This window comes from Amycolatopsis sp. NPDC045836 (assembly GCF_056431745.1).
Genome location: NZ_JBWKKF010000011.1, coordinates 14,907 through 33,344, shown reverse-complemented (window position 1 = coordinate 33,344; position 18,438 = coordinate 14,907). Strand labels below are relative to the sequence as shown.

General features: G+C 74.1%; 9 protein-coding genes and 1 pseudogene. All 10 read right to left on the bottom strand.

Annotated features, from left to right (window positions below; translation table 11 throughout):
* Positions 1 to 20: 20 nt before the first annotated feature.
* On the bottom strand, positions 21 to 740 hold the full coding sequence (locus AC07EG_RS21800; protein WP_478254972.1) for a class I SAM-dependent methyltransferase: 720 nt from the start codon (positions 738 to 740) through the stop codon (positions 21 to 23).
* 88 nt (positions 741 to 828) lie between these two features.
* Positions 829 to 1,434 (bottom strand): thioesterase II family protein, encoded by a 606-nt coding sequence (locus AC07EG_RS21795; RefSeq protein ID WP_478254971.1) that lies wholly within the window; start codon positions 1,432 to 1,434, stop codon positions 829 to 831.
* Positions 1,435 to 1,450: 16 nt separating this feature from the next.
* On the bottom strand, positions 1,451 to 3,178 hold the full coding sequence (locus AC07EG_RS21790; protein ID WP_478254970.1) for a thiamine pyrophosphate-requiring protein: 1,728 nt from the start codon (positions 3,176 to 3,178) through the stop codon (positions 1,451 to 1,453).
* Positions 3,178 to 4,173 carry an alcohol dehydrogenase catalytic domain-containing protein gene (locus tag AC07EG_RS21785; RefSeq protein WP_478254969.1) on the bottom strand — a complete coding sequence of 332 codons (996 nt, stop codon included), beginning with the start codon at positions 4,171 to 4,173 and terminating at the stop codon, positions 3,178 to 3,180. Before AC07EG_RS21785 ends, AC07EG_RS21790 begins: the two co-directional genes overlap by 1 nt.
* A gap of 8 nt (positions 4,174 to 4,181) precedes the next feature.
* Positions 4,182 to 5,045, bottom strand: a complete 864-nt coding sequence (locus AC07EG_RS21780; RefSeq protein ID WP_478254968.1) for a 3-hydroxybutyryl-CoA dehydrogenase — start codon at positions 5,043 to 5,045, stop codon at positions 4,182 to 4,184.
* Positions 5,042 to 6,046, bottom strand: a complete 1,005-nt coding sequence (locus tag AC07EG_RS21775; protein WP_478254967.1) for a 3-oxoacyl-ACP synthase III family protein — start codon at positions 6,044 to 6,046, stop codon at positions 5,042 to 5,044. The genes AC07EG_RS21780 and AC07EG_RS21775 overlap by 4 nt, the downstream gene beginning before the upstream one ends.
* Before the next feature lie 3 nt (positions 6,047 to 6,049).
* Complete coding sequence (gene ccrA / locus AC07EG_RS21770) at positions 6,050 to 7,375, bottom strand: crotonyl-CoA carboxylase/reductase (protein WP_478254966.1); 1,326 nt, start codon at positions 7,373 to 7,375, stop codon at positions 6,050 to 6,052.
* 24 nt (positions 7,376 to 7,399) lie between these two features.
* A complete protein-coding gene (locus AC07EG_RS21765) occupies positions 7,400 to 8,350 on the bottom strand; it encodes a quinone oxidoreductase family protein (protein ID WP_478254965.1) in 951 nt (316 codons plus the stop codon).
* A 12-nt stretch (positions 8,351 to 8,362) separates the two neighbouring features.
* A complete protein-coding gene (locus tag AC07EG_RS21760; protein ID WP_478254964.1) occupies positions 8,363 to 9,559 on the bottom strand; it encodes an FAD-dependent oxidoreductase in 1,197 nt (398 codons plus the stop codon).
* Positions 9,556 to 18,399: pseudogene (locus AC07EG_RS21755) on the bottom strand (SDR family NAD(P)-dependent oxidoreductase); the annotation flags it as partial. The pseudogene AC07EG_RS21755 and the gene AC07EG_RS21760, both read right to left, overlap by 4 nt.
* Positions 18,400 to 18,438: the final 39 nt, after the last annotated feature.

Here is an 18,438-nt window from a genome sequence, read left to right as displayed (position 1 = left end):
ACGATCTTGCCGCACCCGGTTCAGCCACGGCTCCCGATCCGGAAGAACACCATCGGATCGCGGGTGCCGCGGTGCACCGCGAGGCCGTGCTTCCGGCGGAACTGCGCGATCCGCTCGTGCACGTCCGGGGCCGCGGCGCGGGAAGCGGTGAAGTGACGCAGTTTCCGCCGTTCGAGCCAGGCCCGCAGCACCGCGCCCTCGCTCCACGGGAACGGGCGGCGACGGCGGTGGACCCGGTGGACGGCCACCTGCGCGCCCATGGCCAGATCGGGCAGCACCTCGGTCACGTACCACCGCGCGAACCGCCTGCTGTGCTCGGCGTCGATGACCAGGTAGTCCACGTCGCGCACCCAGTCCCGGCTCAGCGTCCTGACGTCCCCCTTGCAGAAGCGCCACCGGTGGCGGGACAGGTCGCGTGGCACGGTGTGCGCGGCGGTGTCCCGCAGGTCCATGGTGAGCAGCTGCCCGGTTCCGTTGTCCCGCAGCGCCCGCAGGATCCAGGCGGTGGACCAGCCGTGGAGGGCGCCGATCTCCACCACGCGGTCCGGGCGGCGTTCCCGCAGTTGCAGGTAGAGCAGTTCGGCTTCGACGTCGTCGAGCCGGGCGACCATGCCGCGCTGGTGCAGTTCGCGTTGTTCCTCCCCGGCCGCCCGCAGGGCATCGAGGTAGCGCTCGTAGAGCTGGATGGCCGACTCGGCGGTGAGCTCCGCCAGGTCGGCCCGGTCCCGCAGTCCGGTCATGGCCCGCTCCCCTCCGTGCTCACCGGAAAACTACGGCGCCGGGGCGGTGCCCGGCGTCCCCCGGTGGAGCTGACTTCCGCGGTAGCTCTCAGGTAGGGGGTGGGAGGATCCGGTCGCGGATGGCGGTGACCACGGTGGACGCGCACGTGCCGAGGAACCCCGGTCCGCCGCCGAAGACCTCCAGCTCGAACCCGCCGTCGGTGCACTCCCGCCAGGCCGACATCGGTCCGGCCGGCCAGTCCGGATCCCCGTCGCCGGCGAGGGCGAAGATCGGGCAGCTCAGCCGGGTGCCCGGCGCCCGCACCGGTTCGGGGGCACCGGCCGCGACGATCAGCCCGCGCACCGGGTCGCCCGCGGCGTCCAGCAGGCGGGCCACTTCGAAGGCGACCAGCGCTCCCCGCCCGTGGCCGAACAGGTGCACCGGCAGGCCGGGCAGCGCCCGCACCGACGGCACCGCGCGACTCGCCAGCTGTGCCACGTCACCGGCGGCCCACACCGCACCGGGGTACCGCACCGCGAGCACGTCCACCTCGGGGGCCAGCATCCGGGCGGCGGGCCGGTGGAACGGGGCGGGCCCGTGGCGGCCGGGGAAGCAGACGAGCCTGGCCGCGGCGCCGCAGCCGGGGAGGAAACCGGTGATCACCGCGCCGCACCGGACGCGCTGGGACGGGAACTGGTCGGCATGGGACCCCATCTGGTCGGCGGTGTGGTCAGAGGGCGGGCAGGCGGACGGCGAGCACCGCGGAACGCCCGCCGCGCACCACTTCGACCGCCTCCTTGACGGTAGCGGGCAGCTCGGCGGGGTCGGCGACTGTGCGGGCCCAGGCACCTCCCGCCGCCGCGGCGACGCCGGGCAGGTCGGCCCCCGGCGGGAACCCGACGCCGAAGTCGCCGTGCGTGGCGGCGGCCCCGTCCGGGTGCACGGCGAGCGTGGACGCCTTGGGCGCCTTCCAGCCCTGGTTGTCGAAGATGACGGTCAGGGCCGGGGTGCCGTAGCGGCTGGCGGTCCAGTGCGCCGAAGCGGGCACACCGAACAGGTAGGTCCCGTCGCCCACCAGCGAAACCACGGTCCGCTCCGGTGCCGCGAGCTTGGCCCCGATGGCCGCGCCCGCGTGCCAGCCCAGCGAGCTGCCGCCGGAGGTGAACAGCGTGCCGGGCACCGACCGGCGCAGGAACTCGCTGACCACGGCGAAGTTCGTGATCGCTTCGGAGAGCACGATGGTGTGCTCGTCGATGGCCTCGCGGACGCACGAAACCAGGTATTCGGGCGTGATCGCGTCCGCGGGTGGCCGGGCCCGGCGGTCGCGGTCCGCCGCCTGCCGGTCGTGCTCGGCGGCCGCCGACGCACGCCGTGCGGCCACCGCGGCGGTGTCGATGTTCCCGGCGGCCACCTGCTCGGCGAGCTGGGCCGTGGCGATCCGCAGATCGGCCCTGGCGAACCGTTCCGCGGGAACGTCCCACAGCGGTATCCGGTCCTTCAGCGGATCGGGGTCCACCACGAAGATCCGGGCGTCCTCGGCGGGCGGGTTCACCGACGGCACCCACGGCACGTCACTGCCCAGCACGAGCACCACGTCCGCGTCGGCGAGCACCGGGTTCCGCCCGGTGGTGTTCCACTGGAAACCCGCGTGCAACGGGTGGTCCGGCGGGAAGTTCACCGCGCCGGGCACCGATTCCAGCACCGGGATGGCCAGCGCTTCGCACAACCGCACGAGTTCCGGCACGGCCAGCGGGTCGCGGCCCAGGTAGGAGGTGACCACCAGGGGCCGCCGGGCGCCGGCCAGCGCCCCGGCGATCCACCGCACGGTTTCCGGGGCCAGTGCCGCCGGATCGGCGGGCACCCCGGGCACCGGCCGCCCCGCCGGGGGTTCGAGCGGTTGCTCCATCACCTCCCTGGCACCGACGAGGTACACCGGGCCCGCCGGTTCGGTGGCGGCGAGCTGCAGCGCCCGGCGCACCAGCCGGCGGATGTTGTGCCCGGTGCGGATTTCGTTGTCGTGCTTGGTGTACCCGCGCACGATGCCGCGCTGGTCCGGCACGTCCTGCAGCCAGTGGATGAACTCGTTGCGGCCACCGGGCAGTTCCCCGTGCTGCGTGCTCGGCGACGCCCCGGCGAAGATGAGCACCGGGACCCGGGCCCGGGAGGCGTTGTGCAGGGTGCCGCCGAGGTTCTGCGTGCCGCAGTCGACGTGCACCACCACGGCCTGCGCACGGCCGGAAACCTGCGCGTACCCCTGCGCCGCCGACAACGCGACGCTCTCGTGCGGGCAGATGACGAGTTCGGGCAGCTCGTCCGCCCGTCCTTCCGCCCGTGCCCGCGCGTACGCCTCGATCAGTCCCGGGTGGTCGCTGCCCAGGTTCGCGAACAGGTAGCGGACCCCGCACGCGGCCAGTTCCTCCAGGAAGGCCGTGCTGGCGGTGTACCAGCGCGCGGCCATCAGCGCTCCTCCGGCACGATCAGCACCTTGCCCGCCGCCCCGGATTCCAGGGCGCGGTAGGCGGCGGCGGCTTCGGCCAGCGGGAACCGGGCCGCCACCGGGCTGACCACCTCCGGCTGCCGCACGGCCAGTTCCAGTGCCGCCCCGATCAGCCCGGCCACGTCGGCGTAACCGTCCACATAGGAACCGGCGTGGAACTTGGTGACGAAGACGCCGCCCGAGGTGAACAACTCGCCGAACTCGGCGCCGGTGACCGGCCCGCTGAGCTGCCCGTAGTTGATCAGGCAGCCGCGGGGCGCCAGCATGGCGAGGCTGGTGCGGAAGGTCTCCCCGGCGACCGGGTCGAACACCGCGTCCACCCCGTGCCCGCCGCCGGCCTCGCGCACCTGCCCGGCGACGTCCCCGGCGGCGCGGTCGACCACGTGTGCCGCGCCCAGGCGCCGCGGCACCGCCACCCGCTGGCCACCGGCGATGCCGATCACCTCGGTGCCTTCACCGCTGAGCCAGGCGACCAGCAGCCGCCCCACCGCGCCCGCCGCGCCCCAGACCGCGGCCCGGCGCCCGGCCAGGGGCCACACCCTGGTCAGCGCACCGGCCGCGGCTCCGGCGTGCGCCACCGAAGCCGCTGCCTCGAAGCCCAGTCCGTCCGGGATGGGCACCAGCCGCTCGACCGGCACCACGACGTGATCGGCGCAGGACCCGAGCCAGCCGGTGCCGCAGACGCGGGTTCCCGGGGTGACCGGCGTGCCTTCACCAACGGCCACCACGGTGCCCGCGGCTTCCACCCCGACGGCCAGCGGGAACGGCATGGTCACCACGTACCCGCCGGACCGGATCAGGCTGTCGGCGTGGTTGAGCCCGGCCGCCGCCACCCGGACCAGTGCCTCACCCGGCCGGGGTTCCGGTAGTTCCTCCACGGCGATCTCGATCACCTCGGGCCCGCCGGGCCGCTGCGCCCGCGCCACCCGGCGCTCGATGGTTCCGGTGCTCTGCATCCTCGTGCTCACCCTTGGTAGGAGTGGAAACCGCGGCCGGACTTCTTGCCGAGCAGCCCGCCGTCGACCATGCGGGCGAGCAGGGGCGGCACGGCGTAGAGCGGTTCCTTGTACTCGTCGTAGAGCCCGGCCGCGACCGCGGCGAGCGTGTCGAGGCCGATCAGGTCGGCCAGCCGCAGCGGGCCCATCGGGTGGGCGCAGCCCAGCGTCATGCCCTTGTCCACGTCCTCAGCGGAGGCGTACCCGGCCTCCACCATGCGCATCGCGGCCAGCAGGTAGGGCACCAGCAGCGCGTTGACCACGAACCCGGCGCGGTCGGGGGCGCGGATGACCTCCTTGTCCAGCAGCTTCACCGCGAACGCCTCGACCCGGTCGAAGGTGCTCTCCGCGGTCAGCAGCGACCCGGTCAGCTCGACCAGCGGCATCGCCGGGACCGGGTTGAAGAAGTGCGTGCCGAGCACGTACTCCGGCCGGGTGGTCGCGCCGGCCACCTTCATCACCGACAACGAGGAGGTGTTGGTGGCGAAGATCGCCTCCGGATCGGTCACGATCGCGTCGAGCTCGCCGAACACCGCCAGTTTGACCGTCTCGTCCTCGGTCACCGCCTCGATCACCAGCTCGCGGTCGGCGAACTCGGCCAAGTCGGTGGTGAAGCGGATGCGGTCCAGGACCGCGGCCCGCTCCTCCTGGCTGGTCCGGCCCTTGCGCACGGCGCGGTCCAGCGACGCCTCCACCCGCCCGAGGCCCGCCTCGGCCGAGGCGGGCGAGCTGACCGCGACCAGCACGTCCATGCCCGGCCGGGCACACACCTCGGCCAGCCCCGAGCCCATCAGCCCGCAGCCGACGATGCCCACCCTGTTGATGTCGCTCACGCGGTCACCTCCGCCGTCCACCGCAGCAGGCTGCTGCCCACCGCCATTCCGCCGCCGAACCCGGTCAGCAGCACCAGATCGCCGTCGCGCAGTTCGCCCGCCCGCGCGGCGTGGTCGAGCGTGACGGCCATCGAGGCGGCACCGGAGTTGCCGTAGCGCTCGATGGTCCGGTGCGTGCGCGCGTTCTCCAGGCCGAGCTGCTCGCCGAGCCGGTCCAGCAGCACGCCGTTGGCCTGGTGCGGCACGAAGTGGTCGATCTCCCCGGCGCGGACACCCGCCCGCGACAGCAGTTCCTTCACCGCCTGCGGCACGGTGCCGAGGGCGAACTCGGTCACCTCCCGGCCCCGCATCCGCAGCACGTGCCCGACCTCGTCGACCGTCCGGTGCGTGGCCGGGCGCCTGCTGCCCCCGGCCTCGACCACCAGCAGGTCGGCCTGCTCCCCGTGACCGGCCAGGCCGGACTCGAGAATGCCGTAGGGCTCGGGCACCGGGCCCAGCACGGCCGCACCGGCCCCGTCGGCCAGCAGCACCGTGGTGCTCCGGTCGTCCGGGTCGATGAAGCGCGACCACAGGTCGGCCGCCACCACCAGCGCGTACGCCCCCGGGCGGCTCGCCAGCAGCCCGCGGGCCACGGTGAGCGCGTAGACGAACCCGCTGCACGCGATGTTGAGGTCGAAGCACGCCGCGTGGTTCGCCCCCAGTGCCCGCTGCACCAGGCACGAGGTCGGCGGCAGCGGGGCGTCCCCGGTCGAGGTCGCCACGATCACGTAGTCCAGCCATTCGGCGGGCAGGCCGATGCGCTCCAGCGCGGCGGCCGCCGCCGCCACGGCCAGGTCCGAGGTCGCCTCCGAAGGCGCCGCGTACCGCCGCGACCTGATCATCGTCTTGCGTTCGATCCACTCCGGCGTCACCCCGAACCGCGGGGCGAGCTCCTCGTTGGTGAGCTCACCCCGGGGCAGGTAGGAGCCGGTGGCCAGGATCCCGGTGCCAGCACCCGCCATGGCTCAGCCACCACCCAGCGGGTTCAGCCGGTCTTCACCGATCCGGGCGCGCTTTTCCGCGTCGGTCACGCCGAGCCCCCGTTCGGGGGCCACGCAGAGCACCCCGATCTTGCCGACGTGCTCGTTGGCCTGGACCAGCCGGGCGGCCTCGCCGATCTCGCCGAGCGGGTACACCCCGGACAGCACCGGCACGATCCGGCCGAGGTCGACCAGCCGGTTGCACTCCCACTGCTCCTGCAGGTTCGCCGCGTGGCTGCCGATCAGCCGCTTGAGCTTCATCCACAGGTACCGGTTGTCGTACTCGTGGCGGTAACCGGTGCTCGACCCGCAGGTCACCACCACCCCGCCGCGGCGCACGACGAACATGGAGATGCCGAAGGTGGCGCGGCCGACGTACTCGAACACGATGTGCGGGTCCTCGCCGGTCTCCCGGCGGATGATCTTGCCGAGCCGCTTGCCCGCCTCGATCACGCCGTCCGGGTCGAGGTCGTCGCCGATGCCGATCTCCGACCGGTTGATCACCACGTCGCAGCCCAGCGCACGCAGCCGCTCGGCCTTCTCCTCGGAACCGACCACCCCGACCGGGATGCCGCCGCCCTGCTTGACCAGCTGGGTGGCGTAGACCCCGAGGCCGCCGGCGGCACCCCAGATCAGCACCACGTCGCCCTGCTTCATCCGGGCACCCCGGTCGCTGACCAGCATCCGGTACGCGGTGCCCGCGCAGGCCGGGGTGCTGGCGGCCTCCTCCCAGCTCAGGTGCGCGGGCTTGGGGATCAGCTGGCTGGCGCGCACCACCGCGTAGTGCGCCAGCCCGCCGTAGTTCGTCTCGTAACCCCAGGCCTTCTGCCCCTCGCCGAGCATGCCGTCGGCGTGCGTGACCGCTTCCTGGTCGTCCACCTGGATCGGGCTGGCCAGCACGTGGTCACCCACGCGCCAGCGCCGCACGCCGACCCCGGTGCGCACGATCACCCCGGCCGCGTCCGAGCCGAGCACGTGGAACGGCTGGTCGTGCCGGGCCTCCCAGTGCCCGCGCTTGCCGTACTGCTTGAGGAAGCTGAAGGTCGGCACCGGTTCGAAGGTGCCCGACCACACGGTGTTGTAGTTGATCGAACTGGCCATCACCGCGACGAGCACCTCGTCCGGTGCCAGTTCGGGCATCGGCACTTCGGCCACCCGCAGCGACTTCCGCACGTCCTTGTCCTCGACACCGCGGAACATGTCGATGTCTTCGACGCGCGTGTGCGCGGCCAGGTAGGTGGCCGGCACCGGGGTGCCCGCCAGCTCCCCGGGGGTGGCGCCGCGCAGGGCGGCTTCGGCAAGAGCGTCCATGGCTACCTTCTCTCTCTCGGGTGGTCAGGGGATGACGACGAAGCGGCGGCCGTGCGGTTCGCGCCGCCACACCTCGCCGATCTCGGCCAGCGGCACGGGTTCGGCGTCCACGCGCACGGCGCCGGTCGCGGCGTGGCCGAGCACGGTCGGGTGCAGGTCGCGCAGGAACTCGATCGGCGGGGGCGGACCGGCGCCCAGCGTCACCCCGGTGCGGCGCAGGGCACCGGCCCGCAGGGTGAGTTCGGTCCCGGCGCTGCTGCCGAGCTGGAGGTAGCGGATCTCCGAGGCGACCATGAACCGCCGGGGCAGCGCGTCCAGCAGCACCTGGGCGGGCCGGCCCCACAGGTAGTCCAGCACCACGTCGTACCCGGCTTCCCCGGCCGCCGCGCGAAATGCCTCGGTGAGCTCCGCATCGGACTGTTCCAGCGGGATGGTCAGGTCGGCACCGTACTCGCCGAGGGTGGCCAGCACCCGCTCGTTCCGGCCCGCGGCCACCACCCGCCCGGCGCCGAGCAGTTTCGCGGCCTGGATGGCGGTTTTGCCTGCCACCCCGGTGCCGCCGAGCACCAGCACGGTTTCACCCGGCTGCAGTTTCGCGCCCCACGACAGGGCGCTCCACGCGGACAGGCCCGGGTTCATCATCGCGGCCGCGGTGACGTCGTCGACCTCGTCCGGGATCGGGGTGCACAGCCGTTCCGGCGCGACGGCGTACTCGGCCATCGTGCCGAACGGCGTGCGGGTCACCCCGAACGAGATCCGGGAGCCGTCCTCCAGCCTGCCGATGCCCTCGGTGCCGCAGACGAACGGCACTTCGCGGCCACGGCTGAAATCCCGGTCCGAGGTGACCCACCTCGACAGCGGGGTCAGCGCGGCCGCGGTCACCCGGACCAGGACCTCACCCTCGGCGGGCCGGGGTTCTTCGAATTCGCCGAACCGGGGCACGCCCCCGAATTCGTGCAGTACCGCCGCGTGCATCAAGGCCGCCTCCTAAGCGCCGACCGTGGCCAGGTCGTGGTTGAGGTAGTTGCTCGAGTTCCGGACCTGCGCCTCGTTGAACTTGGTCACCGGCAGCAGCTTGCCCACGCGGCGCAGCAGCCACGGCGGCATCGGCACCGTCTTGCGGCCCAGCGCCCTGGCCGCCTTCTGCATGCCCCGCACCCGCCGGATGCGGGCGCGTTCGTAGGCACGGGCCAGTCCGGCCGGGTCACCGGGGGCGGCCAGCGCCCGGCTGAGCACCCACGCGTCCTCCAGCGCCTGGCTCAGCCCCATGCCGACCCGGGGCGGCACCACGTGCGCGGCGTCCCCGACGAGCGTGATCGGCCCCCTGCCCCACTGCGGCAGTTCGCGGTGGATGATGTGCGGGAAGACGCTGACGTCCTCGTCCCGCATCGCCGCGAGCAGTTCCCGCAGGCCCGGCGCGGTCCAGTGGCCGAAGCGCGCCCGCAGGTTGGCCACCGCCGAACCCGGTCCCTTCAGCGAAGCGGTGTCACCGGGTGCGCCGGGCGGCAGCACGTCGCCGTCGGAGAACGGCAGTTCGAAGGCCCAGTAGACCTCGCCGTCGCCGACCGGGTGCATCACGCAGATGCCCTCGTCACCGAACACGCTGTGCACGGCGTGGCCGTCGGCGAAGGCACCGGGCAGGCGCGTGATGCCGTGCCAGGTGGCGTCGCCGAGGTAGACCGCGGGGTCCTCGCCGAACAGCGTGGTGCGCACCACCGAGCGCTGCCCGTCGGCGCCGATCACCAGATCCGCCTTGGTTTCGGTGCCGTCGGCGAAGGACACCGCGACCGGGCCGTCGCCGGTCTGCTCGAGGCCCGTGCACCGCGTGTCCAGCCGCAGCACGCCTTCGGGCAGGCGGGCGGCCAGCCGTTCGGCCACGCGCCCGCGGGAGCCGACCAGCACCGGGGCGCCGTGCCGTTCGGCGATCTTGGACAACTTCACCCGCAGCGCCAGCGACCCGTCGCGGAAGAGGCCGTCCACCGAGTCCATCCGGGCACCCAGCCCGGCCAGTTCGACGCCCAGTTCCCGCAGCAGGCCGGTGCCGTTGGGCAGCAGCAGCACCCCGTTGCCGCTGGTGCGCACCGCCGGGGCCTGCTCGTACAGCTCGACCTCGTGGCCCGCCTCGGCCAGCCAGATCGCGGCGGCCATCCCGCCGAACCCGGCGCCGATGATGACGATCCTCATGTACCCGAACCTCCCGCTCGTGCCGTCCGGCCGGACTCGCTGAGCCAGGTTTCGACCGCGAGCGCCGTGGTTTCGGCGTGCTTCTCCAGAATCGTGAAGTGATCGCCGGGAACGTCCACGGCGTGGTGCGGCAGCTCCCAGAAGGAGCGCCAGTCGGTGTGGTGCGGGTTCTCCGCGTCCAGCAGGTCCGGGGAGAACGGGTCCAGCGCGCTGAGCAGCACGGTGGGCGTGTCGATCGGCTTCGGCCGCCAGCCGTCGAAGATGCGCGAGTAACCGCCCATCGCCGCCAGCCGGATGTCGCTGAGCAGGTCGAACCCGCTCTCCCGGTCCGCCATCGCCCCGCCCATCGCGTTGGCCACCCCGGTTTTGGCCATGTGCTCCGGGGACGAGCTGTCCACCAGCACCACCGCCGCCGCGCGCGGGCCGTCCCGCAGTTCCAGCTGGTGGGCGATCTCCTGGGCGAGCCAGCCGCTGGCCGACCGTCCGATCAGGACGAACTCGCGGTCGCCGGCGCGCTGCCGCACGGCTTCGGCGTGCATCAGGGCGAGCGCCTCGATGGTGTCCGGCAACCGCTGCCCCTTCATGAACCCCGGCTGCGGAATGGCCCAGACCTCGCGTCCGGTGGTGAAGCTCGCGGCGAACCGGGCGAACTCGTGCGGCCCGGCGACCGGCGCGAAGGACGGGAAGCAGATCAGCAGCGGCCCCTCGCCGCCCTTGGCGAGCCGGACCGTGGGCGGTGCCTCGTCGAGGTCGTCCACCCCGAAGGCCGGGCGCAGCCGGGAAGCCGCTTCCAGCAGCTTGACCGACTCCTCGATCTTGCCCAGTTCGCACGCCTGCCAGTAGAGGGCGGCCAGTGGCCCGGCCGCGTCGGAATCCAGCGACGCGGCGGGCAGCGGCGGCGCGTCCGGGCCCGCGGTGGCCACCTGCTCGGCCAGGTGCGCGGCCAGCGCCGCCGGGCTGGGGAAGTCGAAGACCAGGGTGGCGGGCAGGCTCAGGCCGGTCGCGGTGGTCAGGTGGTTGCGCAGTTCCATCGCGCTCAGCGAGTCGAAGCCCTGCTCCAGGAACGCCGTTGCCGGTTCCACCGCCTCCGCCGCGGGGTGCCCGAGCGCGGTGGCCGCGTGGGTGCGCACCAGGTCCAGCAGCGCGGCTTCACGGTCCACATCGGACAGCCCGGCGAGGTCGGCCAGGCCGGACCGGCTGGACTCCGCCGCCGCGGTGCGGGCCGCCCGGCGGGTCCGCACCAGCCCGGACAGCACCGGGGGCAGGGTGCCCGCCCTGGCCTGCTCGGCGAGCACGGTCCGGTCCACGCGCATCAGCACCGGCACCGGGTCGTCCCCACCGCACGCCAGGTCGAAGGCGGCCAGTGCGTCCTCGGTCGGCCAGGGCACGGCACCGCCGCGGGTGATCCGGGCCCGGTCCTTGCCCGCCAGCCTGCCGGTGATGCCCTCGGCCGCGAGCCAGGGTGCCCAGGCCGGTGCGGTCGCGGGCAGGCCGAGGGCCCGGCGGTGCCGCGCCAGCGCTTCGACCACCGCGTTCGCCGCGGCGTAGTTGCCCTGCCCCGGGCTGCCCACCGTGGCGCCGGCCGAGGAGAACAACACGAACGCGGTCAGGTCGTGGTCCCGGGTCAGCTCGTGCAGGTTGAGCGCGCCATCGGCCTTGGCGCGGAGCACGCGGTCGAACTTCTCCGGGGTCAGCGAGTCGAGCAGTCCGTCGTCGACGACACCGGCCAGGTGCACCACCCCGCGGATCGGGCGATCGGCGGGAACGGTGGCCAGCACCCGGGCGAGCGCGTCGCGGTCCGCCACATCGCACGCCGCGGACGTGACTTCGGCGGGCAGTTCGCCGGCGCTCCCCCCGGTCCGGGAAAGCAGGAGCAGGTGGCGGACCCCGTGCTCGGCCACCAGGTGCCGGGTCAGCTGCCTGCCGAGGCCGCCGGTCGCGCCGGTGACCACCACGGTGCCGTCCGGATCGAAGCTCCCGGTGACGGGCTGAGTCCCCTCGGCGCGGGTCAGGCGCGGGACCCGCACCTCCCCGCCCCGGACGGCGGCCTGCGGCTCGGCACCGGCGCAGGCCAGCCGCAGCGCCGCCGGTACCGCCGGGTCGTCCACGTCGTCCACGTCGACCAGCGCGAACCGGCCCGGGTGCTCCAACTGCGCCGACCGGACCAGCCCGCCGACGGCGGCGCCCACCGGATCGGTGTCCGCGTCGCGGGTCACCAGCACCAGGCGGGTTCCCGCGAACCGTTCGGCACCAGCCCATTCGCGGAGCGAGTCCAGCACCGAAGCGGTCGCGGTGCGGATCGCCGCGCGCGGATCGCCGGGCCACGGGCCGCACGGCAGCACGACCACCTCGGGCACCGGGTCGGCCAGGGCGGTGAGGTCGGCGAGATCGGCGCAGGTGGTCACCGCCGCACCCGCCGACTCCAGGCCCACCCCGATCTTCAGCTCGTCGTACCCGACCACCGCGAACCGTTCCGGGGCGGGTCCGCCGAACTCGCGGACCGTCCACTCCAGACGAAGCTGAGCAGCCGCCGCCCGCCGGTCCTCCGGCCGTTCGCCGAGCGTGACGGCGTCGGCGGTCAGCACGGTGGCGCCCGTTTCATCGGCCAGCACCAGGGAAACCGAGTCGTCCGCCAGCCGGCGCACCCGGGCCAGCAGCGCCCGTGCCCCAGTGGCGTGCAGCGTGATCCCGTGCCAGGCAACGGGAACCTTCTCCTCGTCCACCGCGAGCAACACGGCGTCCAGCAGGGCCGGGTGAATGCCGAAGCCCTCGGCTGAGCAGTCCTCCGGCAGCCGGAACTCGGTGAAGACCTCACCGTCTCGCACCCAGGCACGCTCGGCGCCGTCGACTTCGTGCTCCTCGGCCTCCGGTGGCGGCCATTCGCCCAGCTCGGCAGCGGAAGCCGGGAGGTTCGTGAGCATGCCGGTCGCATGCCGGATCCACGGTGCCTCACCGGCCTCACCGGCCTCACCGGTCCGGCGGGCGTGCACGCTCACCGGCCGCCGTCCGCCGTCTTCCGCGCCCACCCGCACCTGGACCGCCAACCGGTCCTCGGCGGGCAGCAGCGGCCGGGTCACCTCCAGCGATTCGATCCGGTCGAGCCCCAGTTCCTCCCCCGCCCGCAGGGCCAGTTCCGCCACCACCGATCCGGCGTGCCACGGCTGCGTGCGGGTGCCGAGGTCGCCGGTCAGCACGACACCGTCGTCCTCGGCGAGCACCACCACGCCGCCGAGCAGCGGGTGCCCCGAGGTGCGCTCCGGCACCGGCGCGGTGTCCTCCAGCCAGTACCGCTGCCGCTGGAAGGCGTAGGTGGGCAGGTCGGCCCGCCGCGCCCCGGCGTCGGCGAACACCGCGGTCCAGTCCGGATCCACCCCGCCGTCGTGGAGCCGGGCCAGCGCGCCGAACAGGGTTTCCACCTCCGGCCGCCCGCGGCGGCAGACCGGGAACGCCGCCTCGGCACCGCACTCCTGGGCCATCGCGCTGAGCACGCCGTCCGGCCCCAGTTCGACGAAGCGGGTGGTGCCGTGCTCGGTCAGCCAGCGCACGCCCTGCTCGAAGCGGACACCGTCCAGCACGTGCCGCACCCAGTGCTCCGCGTCGAAGGCCACGGGAGCGCCGGTGCGGTTGGCGACCACCGGGATCGCCGGTTCGGCGTGTGACACCGACTCCGCGACGCGCCGGAACTCCGCCACCATGTCCGCCATCCGCGGTGAGTGGAAGGCGTGGGACACGGTCAGCCGCTTCACCTTGTGCCCTTCGGCGCGCAACGTGGAAGCCACGGCGAGCACGGCGTTCTCGTCACCGGAGAGCACCGTCGCGGCCGGGCCGTTGACCGCGGCGACGGCGACCCGCTCCCCCAGCAGGGGGAGCACGGTCTCCTCCGGAGCCCGGACCGACACCATCGCCCCACCGGCGGGCAGCGCCTGCATCAGGCGGCCCCGCGCGGCCACCAGTTTCGCGGCGTCGGCCAGGGTCAGCACCCCGGCGGCGTGCGCGGCGGACAGCTCGCCGATCGAATGGCCCAGCAGGTAGGCGGGTCGCAGGCCCCAGCTCTCCAGCAGCCGGAACAGGGCCACTTCCAGGGCGAACAGGCCGGCCTGGGTGTACCCGGTCTGGTCGAGCAGGCCGTGGTCACCGGCCCGGCCGAACACGACGTCCGCGATCGGGTGGGCGGCGTGGCCGTCGAGTTCGGCGTCGAGCAACGCGGTGGTGGCGTCGAACGAGGCGGCGAACACCCGGAACGCCCGGTACAGCTCGGCCCCCATCCGCGTCCGCTGCGAACCCTGCCCGGAGAACAGGAACGCGAGCTCGCCCGTCACCGCGGTCCGCCCGGGGGTCCGGCCATCGGCGATCGCCTCCAGCCCGGCGAGCAGGCCCGCCCGAGCACCGGCCAGGGTGGCCCGGACCGGGAAGTGCGTCCGGGACGTGGCCAGCGACCACCCGATGTCGGCGACCGGCACCTCCGGGTTTTCGCCCACATAGGACAACAGGCGCGCGGCCTGCGCCCGCAGGGCGTCGGCGTTCTTCGCCGAGAGCGGCCACGGCACCACCTCGGCCGCCTCGCGGGCGGTGACCTCCGGTTCGGGTGCCTGCTCCAGCACGACGTGGGCGTTGGTGCCGCTCACGCCGAAGGAGGACACCCCGGCCCGGCGCGGGCGGTCCAGCTCCGGCCACGGCCGCGCCTCGGTCAGCAGTTCCACCGCGCCCGAGGACCAGTCGATGTGCGGTGAGGGCTCGTCCACGTGCAGGGTTTTCGGCAGCACGCCGTGCCGCAGCGCCTGCACCGCCTTGATCACCCCGGCCACCCCGGCGGCACCGAGGGTGTGCCCGATGTTCGACTTGAGCGAGCCCAGGTGGACCGGCTGCTCGCGGTCCTGGCCGTAGGTGGCCAGCAGGGCCTGCGCTTCGATCGGGTCCCCGAGCACGGTTCCGGTGCCGTGGGCCTCAACCAGGTCCACCTCGCCCGGGGTCAGCCGGGCGTTGGCCAGTGCCTGGCGGATCACGCGCTGCTGCGACGGCCCGTTCGGCGCCGACAGCCCGTTGGACGCCCCGTCGGAGTTCACCGCGGAACCGCGGAGCACGGCGAGCACCTGGTGGCCGTGGCGCACGGCGTCGGACAGCCGCTCCACCACCAGCACGCCGACGCCCTCACCCCAGCTGGTGCCGTCGGCCGCGGCGGCGAAGGACTTGCAGCGGCCGTCGGCGGCCAGCCCGCGCTGGCGGCTGAACTCGATGAAGGCGGACGGGGTGGACATGATCGTCACCCCGCCGGCCAGCGCGAGTTCGCATTCACCGGCCCGCAGCGCCTGCGCGGCCAGGTGCAGCGCGACCAGGGACGAGGAGCAGGCGGTGTCCACGGTCATCGCCGGGCCTTCGAGGCCGAGCGCGTAGGCCACGCGCCCGGACAGCACGCTCGCGGCACTGCCGTTGCCCAGGTAGCCGGCCAGTTCCTCGGGCACCACCCGCAACCGGCTGGCGTAGTCGTTGGACACCACCCCGGCGAACACCCCGGTCCGGCTGCCCCGCAACGACGCCGGGTCCAGCCCGGCGCGTTCGGCCGCCTCCCAGGACACCTCCAGCAGCAGCCGCTGCTGGGGGTCCATCGCCAGCGCCTCACGCGGGCCGATGCCGAAGAAACCGCTGTCGAACTCGGCGGCGTCGAGCACGAACCCGCCGTGCCGGGTGTAGCTCTTGCCCACCCGGTCCGGGTCCGGGTCGTAGGCGCCGTCCACGTCCCAGCCGCGGTCCGCCGGGAACTCGGTGATCGCGTCGGTACCGGTGACCACCAGCCGCCACAGGTCCTCCGGCGAGGCCACCCCGCCCGGATACCGGCAGCTCATGCCGATGATGGCGATCGGCTCGTCGCTCGTGGCGGCGGCCACCACGCCGCTGTCGTCGTCGCCTTCGCCGGTGAGCAGGGCCCGCAGGTGCCTGGCGAGCGCCTCCGGGGTCGGGTGGTCGAAGACCAGCGTCGCGGGCAGGGCGACGCCCACCTGCTCGGCCAGCAGGTTGCGGAACTCCACCGCGGTCATCGAGTCGAAGCCGAGCTGCTCGAACGGGCGTTCCGGATCGATCTGCGCGGGCGAGTCGTGGCCGAGCACGGTGGCGGCGCAACTCCGGACCAGGTCCGCCAGCGCGCCCCCGCGGTGCGCTTCGGGCAGGCCCGCCACCCTCGGGCCCGCCGTCACGGCGGCGGGTTCCCGCCGCGGCACCGGGGCGCCGGGCCAGTACCGCTTGCGCTGGAAGGCGTAGGTGGGCAGGTCGACGACGCGGCCACCGGAACCGTCGAGCACCGCCGCCCAGTCGACCCGGACACCGGCGGCGTGCAACCGGCCGGCCGCGGCCAGCAGGGTGGCCGGCTCGTCCCGGTCCCGGCGGCACGCGGGGGCCAGCACCAGCGGTTCCCCGTCGTCGCCGAGGCAGTCCTGCGCCATGGGGGTGAGCACGGCGTCCGGGCCCAGTTCGAGGAACCGCCGCACGCCCTTGGCACGCAGCCAGCGCACCCCGTCGTGGAAGCGGACGGCCTCGCGGACGTGCCGCACCCAGTGCCCGGCGGTGAACTCCGCGACCGGCTCGCCGGTCAGGTTGGACACCACCGGGATGCGCGGCGCGTGGTGCTCGACCGCCTCGGCCACCCGGCGGAAGTCGTCGAGCACGGGCTCCATCAGCGCCGAGTGGAAGGCGTGGGAGACGTTGAGCCGCTTGACCTTCCGGCCCTGCGCGGTCCAGTGCCCGGCGAACTCGGCCACGGCGTCCGCCGCGCCGGCGACCACCGTCGCACGCGGGCCGTTCACCGCCGCGATCGACAGCCCACCGCCCAGCGACGGCAGCACTTCGGCCTCGCTCGCCTGCACCGAGAGCATGGCCCCGCCGCCGGGCAGCGCCTGCATCAGCCGCCCCCGCGCGGCCACCAGTTTCGCGGCGTCGGCCAGGGAGAACACCCCGGCGGCGTGTGCGGCGGACAGCTCGCCGATCGAATGCCCGAGCAGGAACGCCGGGCGCACGCCCCAGTGCTCGGCCAGCCGGTACAGCGCGACCTCGAAGGCGAACAGCCCGGCCTGGGTATACGCGGTCTGGTGCACCAGCTCGGTGTCGAGCACGCTGTCCAGCGGCCGGTCGAGGTGCCGGTCCAGTGCTTCGCGGGCTTCGTCGAAAGCGGCGGCGAAGACGGGGAACTCCGCGTGCAGCCGGCGGCCCATCCCGGCGCGCTGGCTGCCCTGCCCGGAGAACAGGAAGGCCGGGGCACCCGGCCGCACCCGGTCCTGCACGAGCGCGGCGGCGGAACGGCCCTCGGCCAGTGCGGCCAGCCCCTCCCGCAGCCGCGCCCGGTCGTCACCGACGACCACCGCGCGGTGCTCGAACTGCGCTCGCGCCGACGCCAGCGACCACGCCACGTCGGCGGTCCCCAGATCGTCCACTTCGGACAGCAGGCGGCCGGCCTGTGCCCGCAGGGCCTCGGCGCTGCGGGCGGAGAGCAGCCACGGCACCACGCCCGGAGCGTCGGCGGGCGGGGAGGCGGGCTCGTCCGGGGCCTGTTCCAGGAGCACGTGGGCGTTGGTGCCGCTGATGCCGAAGCCCGAGACCCCGGCCCGCCGCGGCCGCCCGGTCTCCGGCCACGGCCGCGCCTCGGTCAGCAACTCCACCGCACCGGAAGACCAGTCGATGTGCCGCGAGGGCTCGTCCACGTGCAGCGTCTTCGGCAGCACCCCGTGCCGCAGCGCCTGCACCACCTTGATCACCCCGGCCACCCCGGCGGCGGCCTGCGCGTGCCCGATGTTCGACTTCAGCGAACCGAGCAGCAGCGGCCGGTCGCGGCCGCGGCCGTAGGTGGCCAGCAGGGCGTGCGCCTCGATCGGATCACCCAGCGCGGTCCCGGTGCCGTGCGCCTCCACGGCGTCCACATCGGACTCCGACAGCCGGGCGTCGGCCAGCGCCTGCCGGATGACCGCCTCCTGCGCGCGGCCGTTCGGCGCGGACAGCCCGTTCGACGCGCCGTCGGAGTTGACCGCCGAGCCCCGCACCACCGCGAGCACGCGGTGCCCGTGGCGGCGGGCGTCGGAGAGCCGTTCCACCAGCAGCACGCCCACCCCTTCGGCGAAACCCGTGCCGTCGGCCGCGGAGGCGAAGGCCTTGCAGCGGTGGTCCGGGGCCATGCCGCCCTGGCGGCGGAACGCGGCGAGCCCGTCGGGCATGCAGATCACCGAGACGCCGCCGACCAGGCCGAGCGAGCACTCGCCGGACCGCAGCGACCGCACCGCCAGGTGCAGCGCCACCAGTGACGACGAGCACGCGGTGTCCACGGTGACCGCCGGGCCCTCGAAGCCGAAGGTGTAGGCCAGCCGCCCGGACATCACCGCCGCGCTGGTGCTGGTGGCCAGGTAGCCGTCGCTCTGCGCGGCGCTGGTCAGCAGGCCGAGGTAGTCCTGGCCGTGGGTGCCGACGAACACCCCGGTCCGGGTGCCGCGCAACGCCCCCGGCTCGATGCCCGCGCGTTCCAGCGCCTCCCACGAGGTTTCCAGCAGCTGCCGCTGCTGCGGGTCCATGGCCAGCGCCTCACGCGGGCTGATGCCGAAGAAGTCCGCGTCGAACTCGCCGGCGTCCGGCAGGAAACCCCCGGCACCCGGCTCATCCCAGCCGCGGTCGGCGGGGAACTCCGAGACCGCGTCGGTGCCGGAGTCGACCAGGCGCCACAGGTCCTCCGGCGAGGTCACCCCGCCGGGGAAGCGGCAGCTCATCCCGACGATGGCGATCGGCTCGCCCGCCGCGTCGGCGAGCCGCTGGTTGCGCGCGCGGAGGCGGTCGATCTCCTTCAGCGAGTCCCGCAGGGCCTCGACGACCTGGTCGGCCGGTGCGTTCATGGTGTCCTCCCGGAACCGTGG

What these genes read in the sequence shown, in the direction of transcription:
- AC07EG_RS21800 (WP_478254972.1), bottom strand. Translation starts at nt 740, where the DNA reads ATGACCGGACTGCGGGACCGGGCCGACCTGGCGGAGCTCACCGCCGAG.
- AC07EG_RS21795 (WP_478254971.1), bottom strand. Translation starts at nt 1,434, where the DNA reads ATGGGGTCCCATGCCGACCAGTTCCCGTCCCAGCGCGTCCGGTGCGGC.
- AC07EG_RS21790 (WP_478254970.1), bottom strand. Translation starts at nt 3,178, where the DNA reads ATGGCCGCGCGCTGGTACACCGCCAGCACGGCCTTCCTGGAGGAACTG.
- AC07EG_RS21785 (WP_478254969.1), bottom strand. Translation starts at nt 4,173, where the DNA reads ATGCAGAGCACCGGAACCATCGAGCGCCGGGTGGCGCGGGCGCAGCGG.
- AC07EG_RS21775 (WP_478254967.1), bottom strand. Translation starts at nt 6,046, where the DNA reads ATGGCGGGTGCTGGCACCGGGATCCTGGCCACCGGCTCCTACCTGCCC.
- ccrA (WP_478254966.1), bottom strand. Translation starts at nt 7,375, where the DNA reads ATGGACGCTCTTGCCGAAGCCGCCCTGCGCGGCGCCACCCCCGGGGAG.
- AC07EG_RS21765 (WP_478254965.1), bottom strand. Translation starts at nt 8,350, where the DNA reads ATGCACGCGGCGGTACTGCACGAATTCGGGGGCGTGCCCCGGTTCGGC.
- AC07EG_RS21760 (WP_478254964.1), bottom strand. Translation starts at nt 9,559, where the DNA reads ATGAGGATCGTCATCATCGGCGCCGGGTTCGGCGGGATGGCCGCCGCG.